Genomic DNA, 17,393 nt, shown 5'->3' with positions numbered 1-17,393 from the left:
TCCTATATTAGAAAGATGAGAAAAATGTTGGGAATCATTTTGACAAGTTTTATTGTCGAAATGACAATTATAATTGACAAATAACATGATGTTATTTACAATTTTAACTAAATAGAACAAATGATGGATTAAGGTGGTGCTACATATTAAAAGGATGAAGCGTAGTGCTATATTTTATCCTATATAAACATAGTCTTTGAAAGAGAGTATGAATGATATTAAAGGGGAGGCTTTATACTTTGAGTTTACAAATTCAAAACTTAACGAAACTATTTGGGGAATCAAAAGCAGTTAACGGCTTGCAAATTTCGTTACCTAAAGGTGAAGTGCTAGGATTACTTGGACGAAATGGTGCAGGGAAAACAACGACAATCAAAATGCTTCTCGGATTATTAACGCCTAATGAAGGATCTATTACATGGGATGGAAAATCATTTGGGACTAGTGGGGTAACAATTGGATATTTACCAGAAGAGAGAGGTTTATATACAAAAAGTAGAGTAATAGACCAGTTGCGATATTTTGGTAGATTAGAAGGAATGACGAAAAAAGAAGTAGATCTTGCTATTGATCACTGGTTAGATCGATTGGCAATACCGGAATATAAATTTAAAACGGCAGGAGAGCTTTCAAAAGGGAACCAGCAAAAAATCCAATTAATTGCTGCTCTTCTTCATAATCCTGAACTTCTCATTTTAGATGAACCGTTTAGCGGACTAGACCCAGTTAATGCTGGAATGTTAGCTAGCATTATTGAAGAACAAGTACAGAGCGGAAAGACCATTATTTTATCTAGTCATCGTATGGAACAAGTAGAGGCTTTTTGCCAACATGTATGTATTTTGAAAAAAGGTGAAGCGGTCGTAAAAGGGCAGTTAAGCGATATTAAAAAAGAATATGGTTTCCGCAATTTAACGATTGAAGATACAGAAGAGAATGAGAAGGGATTAGCGGCTATACATGTATCGTATGAAAAGCAACAAGGCCTTCTTTATGTACAAGTACAAGATGATGCAGAAGCTCTAAAGATTTTACAACAGTTGCAAGAACAAGGTATTACTTTACGACAATTTAAAATGTTAGAGCCGACGTTAAACGAAATCTTTGTAGAGAGGGCGAAATAACGATGCGTAAATTTTCTCACGTATTTTCATTTTATTTTAGGGAATCATTTTTATCTAAAAGATCATTAATTACGAGTGCGATTTTGTTTTTAATTGTATTTGGGATTTTTGCATTTAATCATTTTACTTCAAGTAATGATAAAAATAAGGATAAAGATAAAATTGCAGTTGTAGTAGAGAGTTCTACATATAAAATACAAAAAGAAGAGTTAAATAAGTTACTACCATCAGCTAAATTAACAATTGGTTCAAAAGAAGATTTTAATAAACTACATAAACAAGTAGAAGAAGGCGAGTTAGACGGTTTATTCCGTGTGACTGAAAAGAATGGAATTCCAGAAGTTACGTATATGTTTAATGGGTTCCCTAGTGAAACAACTTCTACAATTATGGCTAGTTATTTAAAAGCGCAATATACGGCAGTAACAATTGCTACACATAATGTTTCACCGGAAATTGCACAAAAATTGCAAACTGAAATCTCAGTGAAACAAGAAGCGATTAAAGATCGTTCTGCTTCTTTCGGAATTGCCTATTTCTTTACATTTGCTTTGTATATGTTTATTGTCATGTTCGGAAGCACAATTGCGATGAATATTGCTTCTGAAAAAGCTTCTCGTGTTATGGAAGTCATGATTCCGAAAGTAAAACCGCTTACGATGATGTATGCGAAAATTTTAGCGGTTGTTTCAACGGCGTTATTACAACTTGTCATATTGGCATGTGGTTACCTAGTTCCTTGGTTACTAGGATGGGTAGATTTAGAAAATGGTTCCTTATTTGGATTGCCAATTGATTTTACAAAGTTAGATGCACAAGTTATCGGTATGTTCCTCATTTATTTTGTTACAGGATATTTCCTCTATGCGATGATGTATGCAGCGGCTGGTGCGGTTGTTTCTAAGACTGAGGATTTACAAGGTGTAATGATACCAGTATCGATTTTAATAATGGCAGCATTGTTTATAAGTCTTAAATCGCTAGGTGATCCAAATAGTACGATTGTTGTTATAAGTTCTTACGTTCCATTCTTTACCCCGATGGTCACATTCTCACGCTTTGTAGCTGGTGAGACGGGTATGTTAGAAATTACGATAACACTGCTAGTTCTTTTAGCGACAATCGGTATATTAAGTGCTGTTACAAGCCGCATTTACGTAAACGGTGTAATGAATTACTCAGATAAAGTGAAATTTAAAGATTTAGCGAAGTTTATAAAGCGTCAATAATGAGAGAAAAGTATGATTTCCTATTGGAATCATGCTTTTTCTTTATGTATAAATTAAAAATAGTATATAATAATAAGAGTCGTCTTTTAATAGAATGAATACAAAGGAGGGTGTGCAGATGGGGATTAGTAGTCGTTTTACAGTAGGTGTTCATATGTTAACGTTACTTGCGATAGATCGAAACTCTCGCTGTACCTCTGAATGGATTGCTGGTAGTGTGAATACAAATCCAGTTGTGATTCGTCGCATTACAGGAATGTTGAAGAGAGCAGGACTTGTTGATGTACAAGCTGGTAAAGGTGGTACGACACTTGCTCGTGATTTAGAAGAAATTACATTACTTGATGTATATAAAGCAGTGGAAGTTGTAGAAGAAGGACAGCTATTTTCCTTCCATGAAAATCCCAACATTGAATGTCCAGTAGGAGCTAATATTCAATCAGTATTAGAAATTATTTTAATGCAAGCGCAAGAAGCGATGGAAAACGTACTTGCAAATGTAACAGTAGATCAATTAGTTACAAATTTAAAGTCTAAAATGAAAAAGTAAAAAAGCGAGCATCCTCATAATGAGGGCTCGCCTTTTTTTATTCAGAAATATTGAAAATTCTATTTTTCAGTATTTAAAATGAATTTACCAACAATAGCTGCTACAATACCACCAAGAATTGGTGCAACGATGAATACCCATAGTTGAGAAAGGGCTTCTCCGCCAGCGAATAAAGCTGGTGCGATACTACGAGCTGGGTTAACAGAAGTTCCAGTTAACGGAATTCCTAATAAGTGAACTAAAACTAATGTGAAACCAATTACTAATCCAGCTAGAGAAGAACTTCCTTTTTTACCTGTTACAGCAACGATCACTAAAATGAATACGAAAGTTAAAATGAATTCAACTAGAAATGCTCCAGATAAACCAAGAGTTCCAAAACCATTTTGTCCTAAATTATCTAAAGGTGTTTTAGCAGATTTTAAAATCGTTACTAACGTTGCAGTTCCTAATAAACCACCTAAAATTTGAGCTAATACATAATAACAAAGTTCCATAGCGTTCATTCTTTTGTTGATGAACATAGCTACTGATACTGCTGGGTTAATGTGACATCCAGAAATTGTTCCGATGCTATATGCCATAGCCACAATAGATAGACCGAAAGCCATAGCGATTCCTAACGTTCCAATTCCTTCAATTCCGCCGCCAATGACAGCTACTCCAGTTCCGAATAATACAAGTACAAATGTACCAATAAATTCAGCGATTGCTTTTTTTAACATAATTTACCTCCTAATATTGCGCATGAAACGTATTATAACATAGGTTTTAGTATAAACAGCTAATGAAATACTATTCTGATAAGGCGAAATAGGGGGACAATAAAAAAGGAGTATGGTTCTTTGGGATAGAACCATACTCCTTTTTATGCTGTTTTTTTCTGCTTAACGATTGGAACAGATCGATTTAAAACGCTATTTGCAACCATTCCTAACATAATAATAATCATTCCAAGCAGGGAAAGCCCACCAGGGAATGAACCATTCAAGAAAACAATTTCGCCAAGCACGGTAAAGACCATCGTTCCAGCTTGCGTTGCTTCGACAGCTCCAAGTAGGGCGAGGTTATCTTTTGCTAAGTCAGTAGCAAAGAAAAATGTCATCGTTGCAATTACGCCAGAACATAATGCTAACAAAAAGCCTTGCAGCATTTGGCTTGATGTTGGAATACCGGTAGTAGAAAATCCGTATATGCCAAGTAAAATTGTTATAGGAAGACTACCTATTGCCATTCCTAATACACGTTGGAATGTATCGAGACGCCCACCAACAAGTTCCATCATTTTACGGTTGCCGAATGGATATAAGAAAGCGGCTACCACGACAGGTAAAAATCCTGAAATAAACTGAGTCATTGTAATATGACCTGCTGCAGTCGCTTGCATACAAATTACACCAAGTAAAATAAATAATGCAACATATAAACTGCGAAGCGGGATTTTTCCGCGTACAAGTTTTGCACCTGATTTCGTTTCTATTTTAACGAAGAATAATGGCGATAAAAGTAATCCTGCTAATATCGTAACTTGCCAAGTTCCAGCAACGAGCCACGCTGGAGAAAAAACAGCTGCGAAACTTAATAAAGAGTAGAAGCCAATACCAGCAACAGAACCCCATCCGATCCACGCTAATGGATGTTTCTTTAATTCTTCCCATAACCCCCTTAAGTTTTTGCGAAATAAAACGATAAGGAATAAAATAGGGAGAGCGAATAAAAAACGGAAGGAAGCTGTCCAAGCCCAGCTCGTTCCAGATACATTCATCGCTCTATTAATAATAAAGGTTGCGGAAAAAAAGGCTGATGATAAAAGGCCTAATAAAATTGCGCGCATGAAGTGTAGCACTCCTTTCGGAAATTGATGATTATGTATAGTATGATATACTTAAAAATAATAAAAGTAAACTATTTTATACTTTAAGGTGGTTTTATAGATGAAAGAACATGAAGATATGCAAACGAAAGAAGTCATTCAGCAAGTAGGTCAGCTGTTAAGACAAATTCGAAATGAACAAAGATTAAGTTTAGAAGAATTAGCTCAAAAAACAGGGGTTAGTAAATTAACATTAGGAAAGATTGAAAGAGGCGAAACGAATCCGACATTAGCTGTCATTTGGAAAATAACGAAAGGATTATCGATTCCTTTATCGAGATTGATGGTTGTTGGAGAACCTGTAGCTGTTGCACGCTGCGGAGAAGGATTTGCAGTAGATGCAGGACAAGCGTGGCACTTAGAAACGATGTTCCGTTATACGAAAGAAACAGGAATGGAAATGCACCGTGCTTGTTTAAGATCGAATAGTATATATGAACCAGAAGCTCATCATGAAGGTGCTATTGAACTTGTAACGATTATGAAGGGGAAAATATCGATTCAAGTGGAAAACGATGTATATGAATTGAATGAGTTTGACTCTATTCAATTTGAAGCGAATAAGAAACATAGTTATAAGAATGAAGAAGATGAAGTTGCAATATTGCATTTAACAATGAAATATTCTTCATAAAAAAATCACCTATAGGATTCTATAGGTGATTTTTTATATTTCGATTAAGTATATGCAGGATGCCACTAGTACGAACGAGGCATAAGTAATAAACAAATGAAATAAACTAAAAAACCAGTCCCGAAACATAAAACAGCAATGACCCAAAGTATGCGAATGAGGGTAGAACTAATATCAAAATATTCTCCTAAACCACCGCATATACCAAACAGCATTTTATCAGTTTCGGATTTATATAATCTTTTTGACATCTTCCAATTCACTCCTTTTTTAGCAAACTATATACTTCTATTCTATATGGAAATTTATGAGAAGGCTATGCGGTTGTATTACAATTTTTTTAGGAAACAGTCGTATTAATTGTCTTAATTTTCAGTTGATATTAAAATTATAGTAAGAGGTATGAGGTAACTTTTAATAAAGGGTGGGGGAATAGAGATGACAGTATATTGGTTGACTAATGTAATGCTTGAATCAGGGTATACATATGAAGAGGGGAGAATTTCCCAAACAGAAACAGAGTTATGTAGTTTACTCATTGAAGATGGACGAATTAAAAGTATAATAGCAGGGGCTGTTCAAGAGGAAGGGGTATCAATTTTTGATGCCAATCGTTTATTAATTTTGCCTGCTTTCGAAGAGATGCATATTCATATTGATAAGACGTATTATAGTGGCCTTTGGAAAGCTTGTATGCCAGCAGAGAGTATTTTCACACGTTTTCATGAAGAAGAAAAAATTTTGCCGAAGCAATTAGCGACTGCTCAAGATAGAGCGGAAAATATGCTACAGTTATTGCTTCGAAATGGTGCAACGAATATTAGAACGCATTGTAATGTTGATCCGATTATTGGACTTGGTAATTTGGAGGCGACGTTAGCGGCGCTGGAAACATATAAAAATCAGGTTTCTGGTAGAATCGTTGCTTTTCCACAACATGGATTATTGCGCAGTAATTCTGTGCAACTTGTGAAAGATGCGATGCGTATGGGTGCGAATTTAGTAGGCGGAGTGGATCCAGCTACAGTGGATAATGATATCGAAAAATCATTACATACGATTATGGATATTGCAGTAGAATTTAATGCGGATGTTGATATTCATCTGCATGATGCGAATAATCTTGGAACGTTTACAATGAAGAGATTGGCAAGTTTAACAGAAGAAGCGGGATGGCAAGGTCGCGTAACAATTAGTCATGCGCTTGGACTTGGTGGTGTTACGGATAAAGAAGCTGAGGAAGTGGCAGAAAGATTAGCTGCTTTAAACATTGATATTACTTCAACCGTGCCAATTGGGAAACAAGTAATCCCGATTCCGTTATTAGATAAAAAAGGTGTGAAAGTCTCGTTAGGAAATGATAGTATTACTGATCATTGGTCACCGTTTGGTACAGGTGATATGCTGCAAAAGGCAAATCGATTGGCAGAACGTTTTGGGTGGAGTGACGAAAGGTCTTTAGGAAAAGCCCTTCGCTTTATTACGGGAGGGAAAGAAACGTTAAACAATAAAGGGAAGCGAGTATGGCCGAATGTAGGAGATGAAGCGAGTTTTGTTTTGACGAATGCAACATGTACTGCTGAAGCGGTAGCGCGTCAAACAGAAAAGTGTCTCGTTGTACATAAAGGAAATATTGTTGTTGGTAGTTTAAATAAGGTGGAATTAAATAATCTTGTATAAAAGAATCGTTTAAATGTTTTGAGGAGGGTTCTAATTGCGAGTGTAGAACCCTTCTTTTTTTATGCTTACAATATTTTTTTTATAGGTTAGATAGGAAGGATGAAAAATTTGGACAATCAACATAATCAAAATCATATTATGGGAACTTTGCAATGGTTTATATTTTTATTAGCGAATTCAATCGCATTACCAATTGTCGTTGGCGGATTATTTCATCTTACGACGGAAGAAATATTTTATTTAATGCAGCGTACATTCTTTGTAGTTGGTATATCTTCTTTTTTACAAGGGTGGCTTGGACATAGACTACCAATTGCGGATGGACCAGCTGGATCTTGGGTTGGAGTATTTACCGTACTTGCTTACGCAACGGCCGGACAAGATCAATTACATAGTACGTTGCAAATTTTAGAATTAGGAATGATAATTTCCGGTGTTATTTTAATAGGATTAGGAGTAACTGGTTTTATAGGACGTATTTTATTTTTATTTACGCCGCTTGTGACAGGGACGTTTTTACTTTTATTATGTTTACAATTAAGCGGTGTATTCCTAAAAGGGATGCTAGGAATTACTGCTACTGTTTCTCAAATTGATGGATTTACAGCGATAATTGCGTTTAGCATATTTCTTTTCGTTATTATACTATCTAATTTTGGAAAAGGTTTTGTCAAAAGTTATGCGGTTTTAATCGGATTAATTAGTGGGTGGATTCTTTTTCTAATTGCAGGAAAAGTGACGATTCCATCTCAAGTAACTCATTTTGTGCAACTTCCACAAATGTTTGCTTGGGGACTTCCGAAATGGAATACAGGTATGGCTGTATCAAGTTTCGTTATGGTATGTATTTTAGTTTCTAATACAGTGGCAGCTATTATAGCAATTAATCAAGCTACCATTCAAAAAGGGATTATTGAACAGAAACAGTTGAAGGATGGTACGTGGGTTGGAGGGATTTCTCATATCATTTCTTCTGTATTTTCAACTGTAGGTGTCGTGCCATTGCCAGCAACGGCAGGATTTATACGTTTAACGAAACAAAAATATATACGATCGTTTTTACTAGCATGTATGTTACTAGTCGTAATGTCGCTGTTTCCGAGTATTATTCGTTATTTAGCATCGTTGCCATCCGCTGTCGCATCTGCAGTTTTAATGGCTTCGTTCGTACAACTAATTGGAATTGGTTTTCATAATATAAAACAAGTACCAATGAGCGAAAGGAATGTAACGATTTTAGGAGTTGCTGTATTATTTGGAAGCGGTGTTATGTTTTTACCGTCTGGAGCACTTCAATCATTGCCGTCTGTTATGCAATATATATTCGGAAATGGTTTATTCGTAGGTACTGTTGTCAGCATATTACTAGAACAAATATGGCGTACAGAAAAGTGAGTGGATACAAAGAGTGTCTGCACTGTATAAAAGTCTAAAATAACATGTGAAATAAAGCCCATTTTCATTCACCACCTGCACATTTCGTTCATACAATATCTTGACTAAATAAACACCCAACTTACACATACACGGCTCTGGCTTAAGCAAGGAGGGTTATACCAGTTGAAGGAAAAAGCGTATCAATCTAAACCGTTACTCACAAAGAGAGAGAGAGAAGTATTTGAATTACTGGTTCAAGATAAAACAACGAAGGAAATTGCAGGTGAACTTTTTATCAGTGAAAAAACAGTACGCAACCACATCTCAAACGCAATGCAGAAGCTAGGAGTTAAAGGACGTTCACAAGCAGTTGTTGAGCTTCTTCGCATGGGAGAGCTCGAACTATAAAAAGAAAGCCGACTTTTAAATGAAGAGTCGGCTATTTTTCTGCCTGTTTCATGTTCTATAAGAATGATAAGAACACTCCATACATAAATAGGTAGTAAGGAGGGGATATGTTGAAAAGGATATTGTTAGTTTCAACAAGCGCTCATGATATGAATGGACACCCGACTGGTTTGTGGCTGGAAGAGCTCGCAGCTCCTTATCATGTATTTAAAAAGGCTAAGTTCGATGTTGATATTGTGTCGATAAAGGGTGGTAGAGTACCTATTGATAGAGTTTCTATTCCGAACGGGATACCTCGTGAATTTAAGCATGTTGCTTCTTTATTGCAAAATACGAAGCCGATCTCAAAGGTTCATTTTTCGGATTATGATGCAGTTTTATTTGGTGGTGGGCACGGGGCAATTGTAGATTTTCCAGGTAATCCGTATGTTGCAAATTTAATTGAGAATATGTACAACAATAACAGGATTGTAGCGGCTGTTTGTCACGGAGTAAGTTCTTTAGTCGGTGTGAAAAATAAGGACGGATCGTTTTTTGTTGCTGGTAAGCGTATAACAGGTTATACGAATGATGAGGAAAAAGCTGTACATTTAGAAAGGCGAGTGCCGTTTTTATTAGAAAGTAAATTGAAAGAAGAAGGGGCTTTGTTTTATGTTGCTCCAAAATTCACGCCACATGTCGTAGTAGATGGGCGTTTAATTACAGGGCAAAATCCGCAGTCTAGTATGGAAATAGGGAAAGCTATAAGAAGAGCTGTAAATAAAGTATAGAAAAAGTGCTCGTTACTCATAAAGGTAGCGGGCATTTTTTCTATAGTATAAATGACTCCTTAAACTAAAAAGGTGTATTGCGTATAGTGACTTCATTTATAATTAATCGTGAATTTGCTATACTATTTTGTATGGACAAAAGGGGAGGCTCTTTTAATGAGAAAAGTTGCGTGTGCAAACACTTATATTAATAAAATAAAGCCCGTTATTAGAAGAACGAGTTTTAGCCAATTGAAAATAGATGAAATTGCGAAATATATGGATATTAGTAAAGCTACTTTATATAAACGTTTTTCTTCAAAAGATGAGATTATTGAAGCTGTGGTAGAAGACTTTATGAACTACCTTCTTGAAGGAGATGCGGATAATCAAAATGAAAGTATGTCTTTTGCAGAACGTTTCCAAAAGACGTTTATCCACTCTTTAAAATGTGTGACATATATTTCTGATGTTTTTTTACAAGATTTGAAAGAGGCATATCCGCACTTATCTGATCAGTTAGTCGCTGCACAACAAAATCGTAATCATAATTTGCAAATGTTTTTTGAAGCTGGTATGGAACAAGGTTACTTTAATAAAATGAACGCACAATTATTTATGGTGCAAGATGACGTGATGTTAAGACGTATTATAGATCATTCTTTTTGTATTCAGTACGATATTACGTTAAAAAAAGCGATACTTGATTTTTATCAACTAAAGAAGTATCAACTTTTTAAACCAGAGTATATAGAAGCAATTGATGATTCGGAAGTTGAAAAAGAAGTTATTGCTATTTTGCAAATGATTTCGTAAAAAAGCAGGTTTTCCTATAGTAATGGAAAACCTGCTTTTTTTATTACCTGTTATTTGTTTGCGTGTTGTAATACTAATTCAGCTACTGGGCCACCTGAAGCTGGGTTTTGACCAGTGATAACACGATTATCTTCTACAGCGTAAGCTTCCCAAGGCTGCGTAGCTTTTTCGTAAAGCCCTCCATTTTTAATGAGTTCATCCTCTGTTAAAAATGGAACGAATTGATCTAATTCAGCTAGCTTTTCTTCTTCATTTGAAAATCCTGTTACTTTTTTGCCGCTAATTAAACGTTCTCCATTACTTAATGTGATATGAAATAAACCAGCAGCTCCGTGACAAACAGAGGAAACAATTCCGCCATTTTCATAAATGTTGCGGCTAATCATTTGAAGTTCTTTATTTTCTGGGAAGTCCCAAATTACACCGTGACCGCCTGCGTAATAAATAACAGCGTAGTCTTCTGGATTTACTTCACTCGGCTTCATTGTAGAACCGAGACGATTCATAAATTCTTTCTTTTGATACCATTCCCAATCGATGCTCTCCGCCATTGCTAAGCTATGCGGATCAATCGGTGTATAGCCACCTTGTGGGCTGACATAATCTACTTCGTAACCAGCGTCTTCTACCTTTTTAACGAAATGGACAGCTTCACCAAGCCAAAGACCAGTAGCTCGATTTAAATTTGGATATTTTTCTACGCTCGTTAATACGACTAACATTTTTTTCTTCATCATAATCCTCCTGTAATGTTTCTTCTATATAAAAGTTTTTTATTTATTTGGTTTTATTAAGTTAGAAATTGCAAACTTGCATAAACATGTCAGTCCTCCTTATATCGGAATCGAAATTAGTGTATAACAATTTTTATACAAAGTAAACTAAAAACACTTAATTAGTTTACTTTGTATATTTTTCGTTGACAAACTGTAATGCTGAAATTATGATAGTTCCATGAATATCGAACAACGTACATGTTTCGTTTCAAATTCAGTTTGTCGCGCGATGAATATATACATTTGATGAAGTTGTTTAGTGGTAATCAAGGAGCTAAACAACTTTATTTTTCATTTTTATTTACAGTTACTACAATCAGGAGAGGTGTTACACATGGGGAAAGATATAAGTAACCATTCAAAATGGTTTGTTTTCACATTATGTTTTATCGTTTTATTAGGACCGATGAATGCAGTTTTATTTAATGTAGCGTTAGAGGGTATGGCTCGTGATTTATCCATTAGCCAATCGAAGGTAAGTTGGGTTGTAGTAGGGTATTCCTTAGTTGTCGGTATTGGCTCGATGATATATGGGAAGCTGGCTGATCGTTATAGCGTGAAAAAACTATTAATTATTTCAATTATCATATTTGTAGCGGGTTCTATTATTGGATTTGTGAATCAATCTTATACGATTACCATTCTTGCAAGGTTAGTGCAGGCGAGTGGAGGAGCAGCGTTTATTGCACTTAGTATGATTGCGGTGGCGAAATTAGTTGTTCCTGCTAAGAAGCCTGGTGCGTTAGCGATGATTAGTTCTTCTATTGCATTAGCAATAGGTATTGGTCCTTTAGTTGGCGGGGCTATTACGAACACATTGGGGTGGCCATATTTATTTTTATTTATGGTTATTTCAGTAGTGGGGATTTTCTTGCTTTTAAAATTTATGCCGGAAGAAGCGCAGCATACGGATGGAGCGTTTCATTTTGATTACACCGGAGCGGCGTTATTATTTGCATTCATTACGACTGTTTTATTAGGGGTAAATATTAATAGTTGGCTATTTGTGTTATCGGCTGCTTTCTTATTTTTATTCACGGTTCGTATGAAGAACGCGGAACATCCATTTATTGATATTGAGTTGTTTACAAATAAACCATTTCTTCGTTTAATAGCGGTCGGATTTATAATGAATGTGGCGCTATGTGCTAGTTTATTATTATTACCATTATTGTTAGGAAGAGAGCACGGATTATCTCCATTCGTTATCGGAATCGCACTGTTTGTTGCATCACTCTTTGGTATTGTATCTAGTTTTCTTACTGGAAAGATCGTCCCTTCGTTTGGAAATGTGAATATGATTTATGTAGCGTCTGCCATTATGATCGTTGGCTTTTTAATTTTAGGGCTTATTCCAAACGGGAACATTGCTGTTATTGTATTGGCGATTATTTTAACGTTTATGAGTTATTCAGCTATTCAAGTATCAGTAAACACATTTATACCGAAAACATTACATCCAGCTAAAGTTGGAGTCGGTCTTGGTTTATACAATTTAATTAACTTTTTCGGTATGGCATTTGGACCAGCTGTAGCGAGCAAAATTATGGAATCTACAAATAGTTATCGTTTGAATTTTATTTTAATTGTCATGTTAATTTCTGCTCATTTCTTCTTATTAATAGGAATGTCTTCTTTTCAAAAAAAGATGGAGCAATAAATACGTACTTTATTATAGAAGAAACCGACTTTCGTATAGAAGGTCGGTTATTTTTCTGTCTTGCAAATTATGAAAAAAAGGAGCAAAATAAAAAAGGTCCTAGTCTATACAGGTACAAATGAAAATTTTCATACAGAAGCACTTTAAGTGAGCGAACTTAAAGTGTGTAAAATATAATGATAAAATAAGATGATGAATGAGAAAACGGGTGATGAAGTTGAATAGAGCAATCGGTGTTATCGATTCAGGAGTTGGCGGTTTAACAGTAGCGAAGGAATTAATTCGTCAGTTGCCGAAAGAGCGCATTATATATTTAGGGGATACAGCACGTTGCCCTTATGGTCCACGTTCTCGAGAAGAAGTGCGTCAATTTACGTGGGAAATGACGGAGCATTTACTAGATTTGAATATCAAAATGTTAGTTATTGCGTGTAATACAGCAACTGCGGTTGTATTAGAAGAGATGCAGAAACAATTACCAATTCCAGTGGTAGGAGTTATTCACCCAGGATCACGTACAGCTTTAAAAGTGACAAACACGTATCATGTTGGGATTATTGGAACGATTGGAACGGTGAAAAGTGGTGCATACGAAGAAGCGTTAAAGTCTATTAATAACCGTGTTATGGTAGAAAGTTTAGCATGTCCACCTTTCGTTGAGCTTGTAGAGAGTGGCAATTTTGAAAGTGAAATGGCATATGAAGTTGTAAGAGAAACGTTGCAACCGCTGAAAAATACTGATATTGATACACTTATTTTAGGTTGTACACATTATCCGATTTTAGGTCCTGTTATTAAAAAAGTAATGGGAGATAAAGTACAACTCATTAGTTCAGGTGATGAAACAGCGCGCGAAGTAAGTACAATTTTATACCATAGTAAAATGTTGAATGAGGGAGAAGAACAAAGTGATCATCTCTTCTTAACAACAGGAAAAATAGGCCTATTTAAAGAAATTGCATCGAAATGGTTTGGCCAACCGATTGAAAATGTGAAACATATTCATTTAGAAAAAGAATAATAGTAGAATTCATATACGTGAACTCCTGAGAAATCAGGAGTTTTTTGTTTATTAATGGGCAGTAAGACCCCCACCTCAAAATTTAGCGAAAGCAAAGAAGTTAGGTGGGGGATCAACTGCCCATAAAAGTCCGATTGGTGAGGGCTAATAATGAAGAAAACCCCACTGATTAAAGTTTTACTTTATCCCGCTATTTGCCGGGCAGCTAGTTCTAAAACATGAAACAGCTCGTATACATAATAGTACAAACTTAGATTTTAGGGGGGAATGGCATGCCTAAATCCACTTTTAAATGGGTTGTTGGTGCTACTGTGAGCGCTGTTTTACTAACAGGGTGTGGCTTTATAAATCAGGAGAAGGCAACGGAACAAATTGATCCGCCAAAACAAGTTACGTATACAGAGGGTGGAAAGAAAGAAGTAGCTAAGAAAGATAAGCAAGGACAAACAGTGAATAGAGAACTATACCTTGTTGATAAAAATGGTTATGTTGTACCGCAAACATTAGCTGTACCTACTCCAAAAGCAAATGAGGTTATGCAGCAAACGTTAGAGTACCTTGTGAAAGATGGACCGGTAACGAATTTATTACCGAATGGGTTCCGTGCAGTCATTCCAGCAAATACATCAATGACCTTAGATTTGAAAAAAGATGGGACGGTAGTCATTGATTTCTCTAAAGAAATGAAAAACTATGCAAAAGAAGAAGAGCGTCAAATTGTTGAGTCAATAGCGTGGACGTTGACGCAGTTTAAAGAAGTAAAACAAGTGCAGTTCCAAATAAATGGCGAGAAATTGGCGAAGATGCCTGTTGGTGGTACACCGCTTGGTGAAGGGGTGAGCCGTGCTAACGGTATCAACTTCGATGATGAACAAGTAGCGGATGTAACGAATACAAAACCAGTTACACTTTATTTTATGGCGCAAAATAATAATAAACAGCAATACTACGTACCTGTAACACGCCGCGTTGTAGAAGGAAAAGAAAATGATTATGCAGCAATTATAGATGAGCTTGTAAAAGGACCGATTCATCAGTCACTTCTAAATGATTTTAATCCAGGAGTTAAGCTTATTACGAACCCGAAATTACAAGATGGAAATCTTACATTAAACTTTAACGAAAATATATTTATAAACCCAGATAAAAATATGGTTTCAAATTACGTATTGAAGTCGTTAGTTTTATCTTTAACAGAAAAGAAAGGCGTGAAAAGTGTTTCTATTGAAGTAAATGGTAAAGCGAATCTGATAGATGAAAAGGGCGGAAAGTTAATAAAACCTGTAGATCGTCCAGAAAACGTGAATACAGGTAGTTTTTAATCGTCAATAATTTGATATACTTAAGTAAGAAAGGGGAATTGCTTTTTGGGTTCCTCTTCTTTTATTGTATACATATCATACATTTAAATTTGGCTATACTAACAAGTAGTTATGAGGAGGTTATTTTTATGCGAGTAGATGGTAGAGAGAAAACAGAATTACGCCATATACATATTCATACGAATTATTTAAAAAATCCAGAGGGATCAGTATTAATTGAGGTTGGGGATACAAAGGTAATTTGCTCAGCGACAATTGAAGAGCGTGTCCCGCCGTTTATGCGTGGAGAAGGAAAGGGCTGGGTAACAGCTGAATATGCGATGATTCCACGTGCAACAGAACAACGTACAATTAGGGAGTCAAGTAAAGGGAAAGTAACAGGACGTACAATGGAAATCCAGCGCTTAATTGGACGAGCTTTACGTGCGGTAGTTGACCTAGAAGCACTTGGTGAAAGAACAGTTTGGATTGATTGTGATGTTATTCAAGCGGATGGTGGAACGAGAACTGCTTCTATTACAGGTGCATATGTAGCAATGGTATTAGCGTTTGAGAAGTTATTACAAGCAGAAAAAGTATCTAAAATTCCAGTAAAAGATTATTTAGCAGCAACGTCAGTAGGGATTGTTGAAGAACAAGGTGTTGTTTTAGATTTAAACTACGTAGAAGATTCTAAAGCAGACGTTGATATGAACGTAATTATGACTGGAAAAGGCCAGTTTGTTGAAGTACAAGGAACTGGAGAAGAAGCGACGTTTAGCAGAGCACAGTTAAATGAATTACTTGATGCTGCGGAACAAGGTATTTTCCAACTGATTGACATGCAAAAAGAAGCGTTAGGCGACATCGTATCTCATATAGAGTAGAGGTGGAAAGTATGAAACAAGTTGTTGTAGCGACAAAAAATACGGGGAAAGTACGTGAATTTGCTGAGTTATTTGAGCGATTTGATTTAGAAGTAAAATCATTACACGATTTTCCTCATGTTGAAGAAGTCGAAGAAACTGGTGAAACATTTGAAGAAAATGCAATCTTAAAAGCGGATAGTCTGAGCAAACAGCTGAATGCGATTGTAATTGCGGATGATTCAGGTCTTATTGTAGATGCCTTAAATGGAAAGCCAGGTGTGTATTCAGCTCGTTTTGCTGGAGAGCCGAAGGATGATCAAGCGAATATTGATAAAGTGTTACAAGAATTAAATGAGATAGCGTTTGATAAGCGTAAAGCTCGCTTCTACTGCGCATTAGCAGTGGCTTTCCCTGAAGGTGATAAAAAGCCTGTCATTGTAAACGGGACGTGTGAAGGGTATATTTTAGAACAGCGCCGCGGAGACAACGGCTTTGGATATGATCCGATTTTTTATGTGGAAGAATATAAAAAAGCGATGGCGGAACTAAGCTCAGATGAGAAAAATGCCATTAGTCACCGCGGACGTGCTCTTCGTAAGCTAGAAGAAAAAATCCCTGAATGGTTTTTAGGAGAATAAGGGAGAGAGATTGATGAAAGCTTTAATCGTAAGCGATAGTCATAGCTCTGTGAAGGAATTACAGCAGTTAAAAGAGAAATATGAAGGGAAAGTAGATATCATGATTCATTGCGGTGATTCAGAGCTAACGCCTGCTCATGAAGAGCTGCAAGGTTTCCATGTTGTAAAAGGGAACTGTGATTATGCTAACTTTCAAGATGAAATTGTAACTGATGTAGATGGCATTCGTTTCGTCGTTGTGCACGGACATCGTCATAACGTGAAAATGACAATACAAACATTAGCGTATCATGCAGAAGAGGTAGGAGCGCAAGTTGCATGCTTCGGACACTCTCATGTATTAGGTGCGGAATTAATCGATGGCGTTTTATTTATTAATCCAGGTAGTATTTTATTACCACGTCAACGTGTAGAAAAGACATTTGCTTTATTAGAAATGGATGAAAATCAAATGGAAGTTCGTTTTGAAACATTAGACGGACAACTAGTTGAACAAACAGTTTTTAAAAGAGGATAAGAAAAATTATCCTCTTTTAAAAAAGGTGTTGACTTTATGTATGGTTATACATATAATAAATATTGTCGATAGGGCAACGGCGCTAACGAAGAAAAATAAAATAACATATGCGGGTGTAGTTTAGTGGTAAAACAAGAGCCTTCCAAGCTCTGGTCGAGAGTTCGATTCTCT

General features: G+C 36.1%; 19 protein-coding genes. 15 read left to right on the top strand and 4 right to left on the bottom strand.

Annotation, left to right across the window (positions count from 1 at the left end; translation table 11 throughout):
* Positions 1 to 239 precede the first annotated feature (239 nt).
* The 3 genes from MR113_RS20325 to MR113_RS20315 all read left to right on the top strand — a co-directional run bounded on the left by MR113_RS20325 (position 240) and on the right by MR113_RS20315 (position 2,903).
* A complete protein-coding gene (locus MR113_RS20325) occupies positions 240 to 1,124 on the top strand; it encodes an ABC transporter ATP-binding protein (RefSeq protein WP_242256465.1) in 885 nt (294 codons plus the stop codon).
* Between the two features lie 2 nt (positions 1,125 to 1,126).
* A complete protein-coding gene (locus MR113_RS20320) occupies positions 1,127 to 2,353 on the top strand; it encodes an ABC transporter permease (RefSeq protein WP_242256463.1) in 1,227 nt (408 codons plus the stop codon).
* Between the two features lie 118 nt (positions 2,354 to 2,471).
* Complete coding sequence (locus MR113_RS20315) at positions 2,472 to 2,903, top strand: Rrf2 family transcriptional regulator (protein WP_242256461.1); 432 nt, start codon at positions 2,472 to 2,474, stop codon at positions 2,901 to 2,903.
* A gap of 59 nt (positions 2,904 to 2,962) precedes the next feature.
* Here the strand turns inward: MR113_RS20315 and MR113_RS20310 are convergent, their stop codons facing one another.
* A complete protein-coding gene (locus MR113_RS20310; RefSeq protein ID WP_074607624.1) occupies positions 2,963 to 3,628 on the bottom strand; it encodes an MIP/aquaporin family protein in 666 nt (221 codons plus the stop codon).
* 143 nt (positions 3,629 to 3,771) lie between these two features.
* The gene (locus tag MR113_RS20305; RefSeq protein ID WP_242256459.1) at positions 3,772 to 4,737 is read right to left on the bottom strand and encodes a DMT family transporter; all 966 of its coding nucleotides are present in this window, start codon (positions 4,735 to 4,737) and stop codon (positions 3,772 to 3,774) included.
* A 100-nt stretch (positions 4,738 to 4,837) separates the two neighbouring features.
* Between MR113_RS20305 and MR113_RS20300 the strand changes: the two genes are divergently transcribed.
* Positions 4,838 to 5,410 (top strand): helix-turn-helix domain-containing protein, encoded by a 573-nt coding sequence (locus MR113_RS20300; RefSeq protein WP_242256457.1) that lies wholly within the window; start codon positions 4,838 to 4,840, stop codon positions 5,408 to 5,410.
* Positions 5,411 to 5,475: 65 nt separating this feature from the next.
* On the opposite strand, the gene MR113_RS20295 is transcribed toward MR113_RS20300, so the two are convergent.
* Positions 5,476 to 5,661: a PspC domain-containing protein gene (locus MR113_RS20295; RefSeq protein ID WP_000044433.1), complete on the bottom strand. Its 186-nt coding sequence runs from the start codon at positions 5,659 to 5,661 to the stop codon at positions 5,476 to 5,478.
* Between the two features lie 187 nt (positions 5,662 to 5,848).
* Between MR113_RS20295 and MR113_RS20290 the strand changes: the two genes are divergently transcribed.
* From MR113_RS20290 to MR113_RS20270, 5 genes are all read left to right on the top strand, one after another.
* The gene (locus MR113_RS20290; protein WP_242256454.1) at positions 5,849 to 7,090 is read left to right on the top strand and encodes an amidohydrolase family protein; all 1,242 of its coding nucleotides are present in this window, start codon (positions 5,849 to 5,851) and stop codon (positions 7,088 to 7,090) included.
* A 99-nt stretch (positions 7,091 to 7,189) separates the two neighbouring features.
* A complete protein-coding gene (locus MR113_RS20285) occupies positions 7,190 to 8,485 on the top strand; it encodes a purine/pyrimidine permease (protein ID WP_242256452.1) in 1,296 nt (431 codons plus the stop codon).
* 165 nt (positions 8,486 to 8,650) lie between these two features.
* A complete protein-coding gene (gene gerE / locus MR113_RS20280; RefSeq protein ID WP_000659484.1) occupies positions 8,651 to 8,875 on the top strand; it encodes a spore germination transcription factor GerE in 225 nt (74 codons plus the stop codon).
* A 107-nt stretch (positions 8,876 to 8,982) separates the two neighbouring features.
* Positions 8,983 to 9,645 (top strand): type 1 glutamine amidotransferase domain-containing protein, encoded by a 663-nt coding sequence (locus tag MR113_RS20275; protein ID WP_242256450.1) that lies wholly within the window; start codon positions 8,983 to 8,985, stop codon positions 9,643 to 9,645.
* A 156-nt stretch (positions 9,646 to 9,801) separates the two neighbouring features.
* Positions 9,802 to 10,440: a TetR/AcrR family transcriptional regulator gene (locus MR113_RS20270; protein WP_242256448.1), complete on the top strand. Its 639-nt coding sequence runs from the start codon at positions 9,802 to 9,804 to the stop codon at positions 10,438 to 10,440.
* A 50-nt stretch (positions 10,441 to 10,490) separates the two neighbouring features.
* Here MR113_RS20270 and MR113_RS20265 read toward each other — a convergent pair whose 3' ends face one another.
* A complete protein-coding gene (locus MR113_RS20265; protein WP_071720590.1) occupies positions 10,491 to 11,174 on the bottom strand; it encodes a type 1 glutamine amidotransferase domain-containing protein in 684 nt (227 codons plus the stop codon).
* 376 nt (positions 11,175 to 11,550) lie between these two features.
* Here MR113_RS20265 and MR113_RS20260 point away from each other — a divergent pair, with 376 nt between their 5' ends.
* The 6 genes from MR113_RS20260 to MR113_RS20235 all read left to right on the top strand — a co-directional run bounded on the left by MR113_RS20260 (position 11,551) and on the right by MR113_RS20235 (position 17,222).
* Entirely contained in the window at positions 11,551 to 12,876 is a 1,326-nt protein-coding gene (locus MR113_RS20260; protein ID WP_242256446.1) for an MFS transporter, read from the top strand.
* Positions 12,877 to 13,087: 211 nt separating this feature from the next.
* Entirely contained in the window at positions 13,088 to 13,897 is an 810-nt protein-coding gene (gene racE, locus MR113_RS20255) for a glutamate racemase (protein WP_000774000.1), read from the top strand.
* Positions 13,898 to 14,169: 272 nt separating this feature from the next.
* The gene (gene gerM, locus MR113_RS20250; RefSeq protein ID WP_242256444.1) at positions 14,170 to 15,219 is read left to right on the top strand and encodes a spore germination protein GerM; all 1,050 of its coding nucleotides are present in this window, start codon (positions 14,170 to 14,172) and stop codon (positions 15,217 to 15,219) included.
* Positions 15,220 to 15,347: 128 nt separating this feature from the next.
* On the top strand, positions 15,348 to 16,085 hold the full coding sequence (rph, locus tag MR113_RS20245) for a ribonuclease PH (protein ID WP_001261774.1): 738 nt from the start codon (positions 15,348 to 15,350) through the stop codon (positions 16,083 to 16,085).
* Between the two features lie 11 nt (positions 16,086 to 16,096).
* Complete coding sequence (locus tag MR113_RS20240) at positions 16,097 to 16,705, top strand: XTP/dITP diphosphatase (protein WP_242256442.1); 609 nt, start codon at positions 16,097 to 16,099, stop codon at positions 16,703 to 16,705.
* A gap of 13 nt (positions 16,706 to 16,718) precedes the next feature.
* Positions 16,719 to 17,222, top strand: coding sequence for a metallophosphoesterase (locus MR113_RS20235; protein WP_242256440.1), 504 nt, complete (start codon positions 16,719 to 16,721; stop codon positions 17,220 to 17,222).
* The last annotated feature ends 171 nt before the right edge of the window (positions 17,223 to 17,393 follow it).

Source organism: Bacillus cereus group sp. BfR-BA-01379 (assembly GCF_022663605.1).
In the GTDB taxonomy this organism is placed as follows: domain Bacteria; phylum Bacillota; class Bacilli; order Bacillales; family Bacillaceae_G; genus Bacillus_A; species Bacillus_A mobilis.
This window is presented reverse-complemented; position numbering and strand designations above follow the sequence as displayed.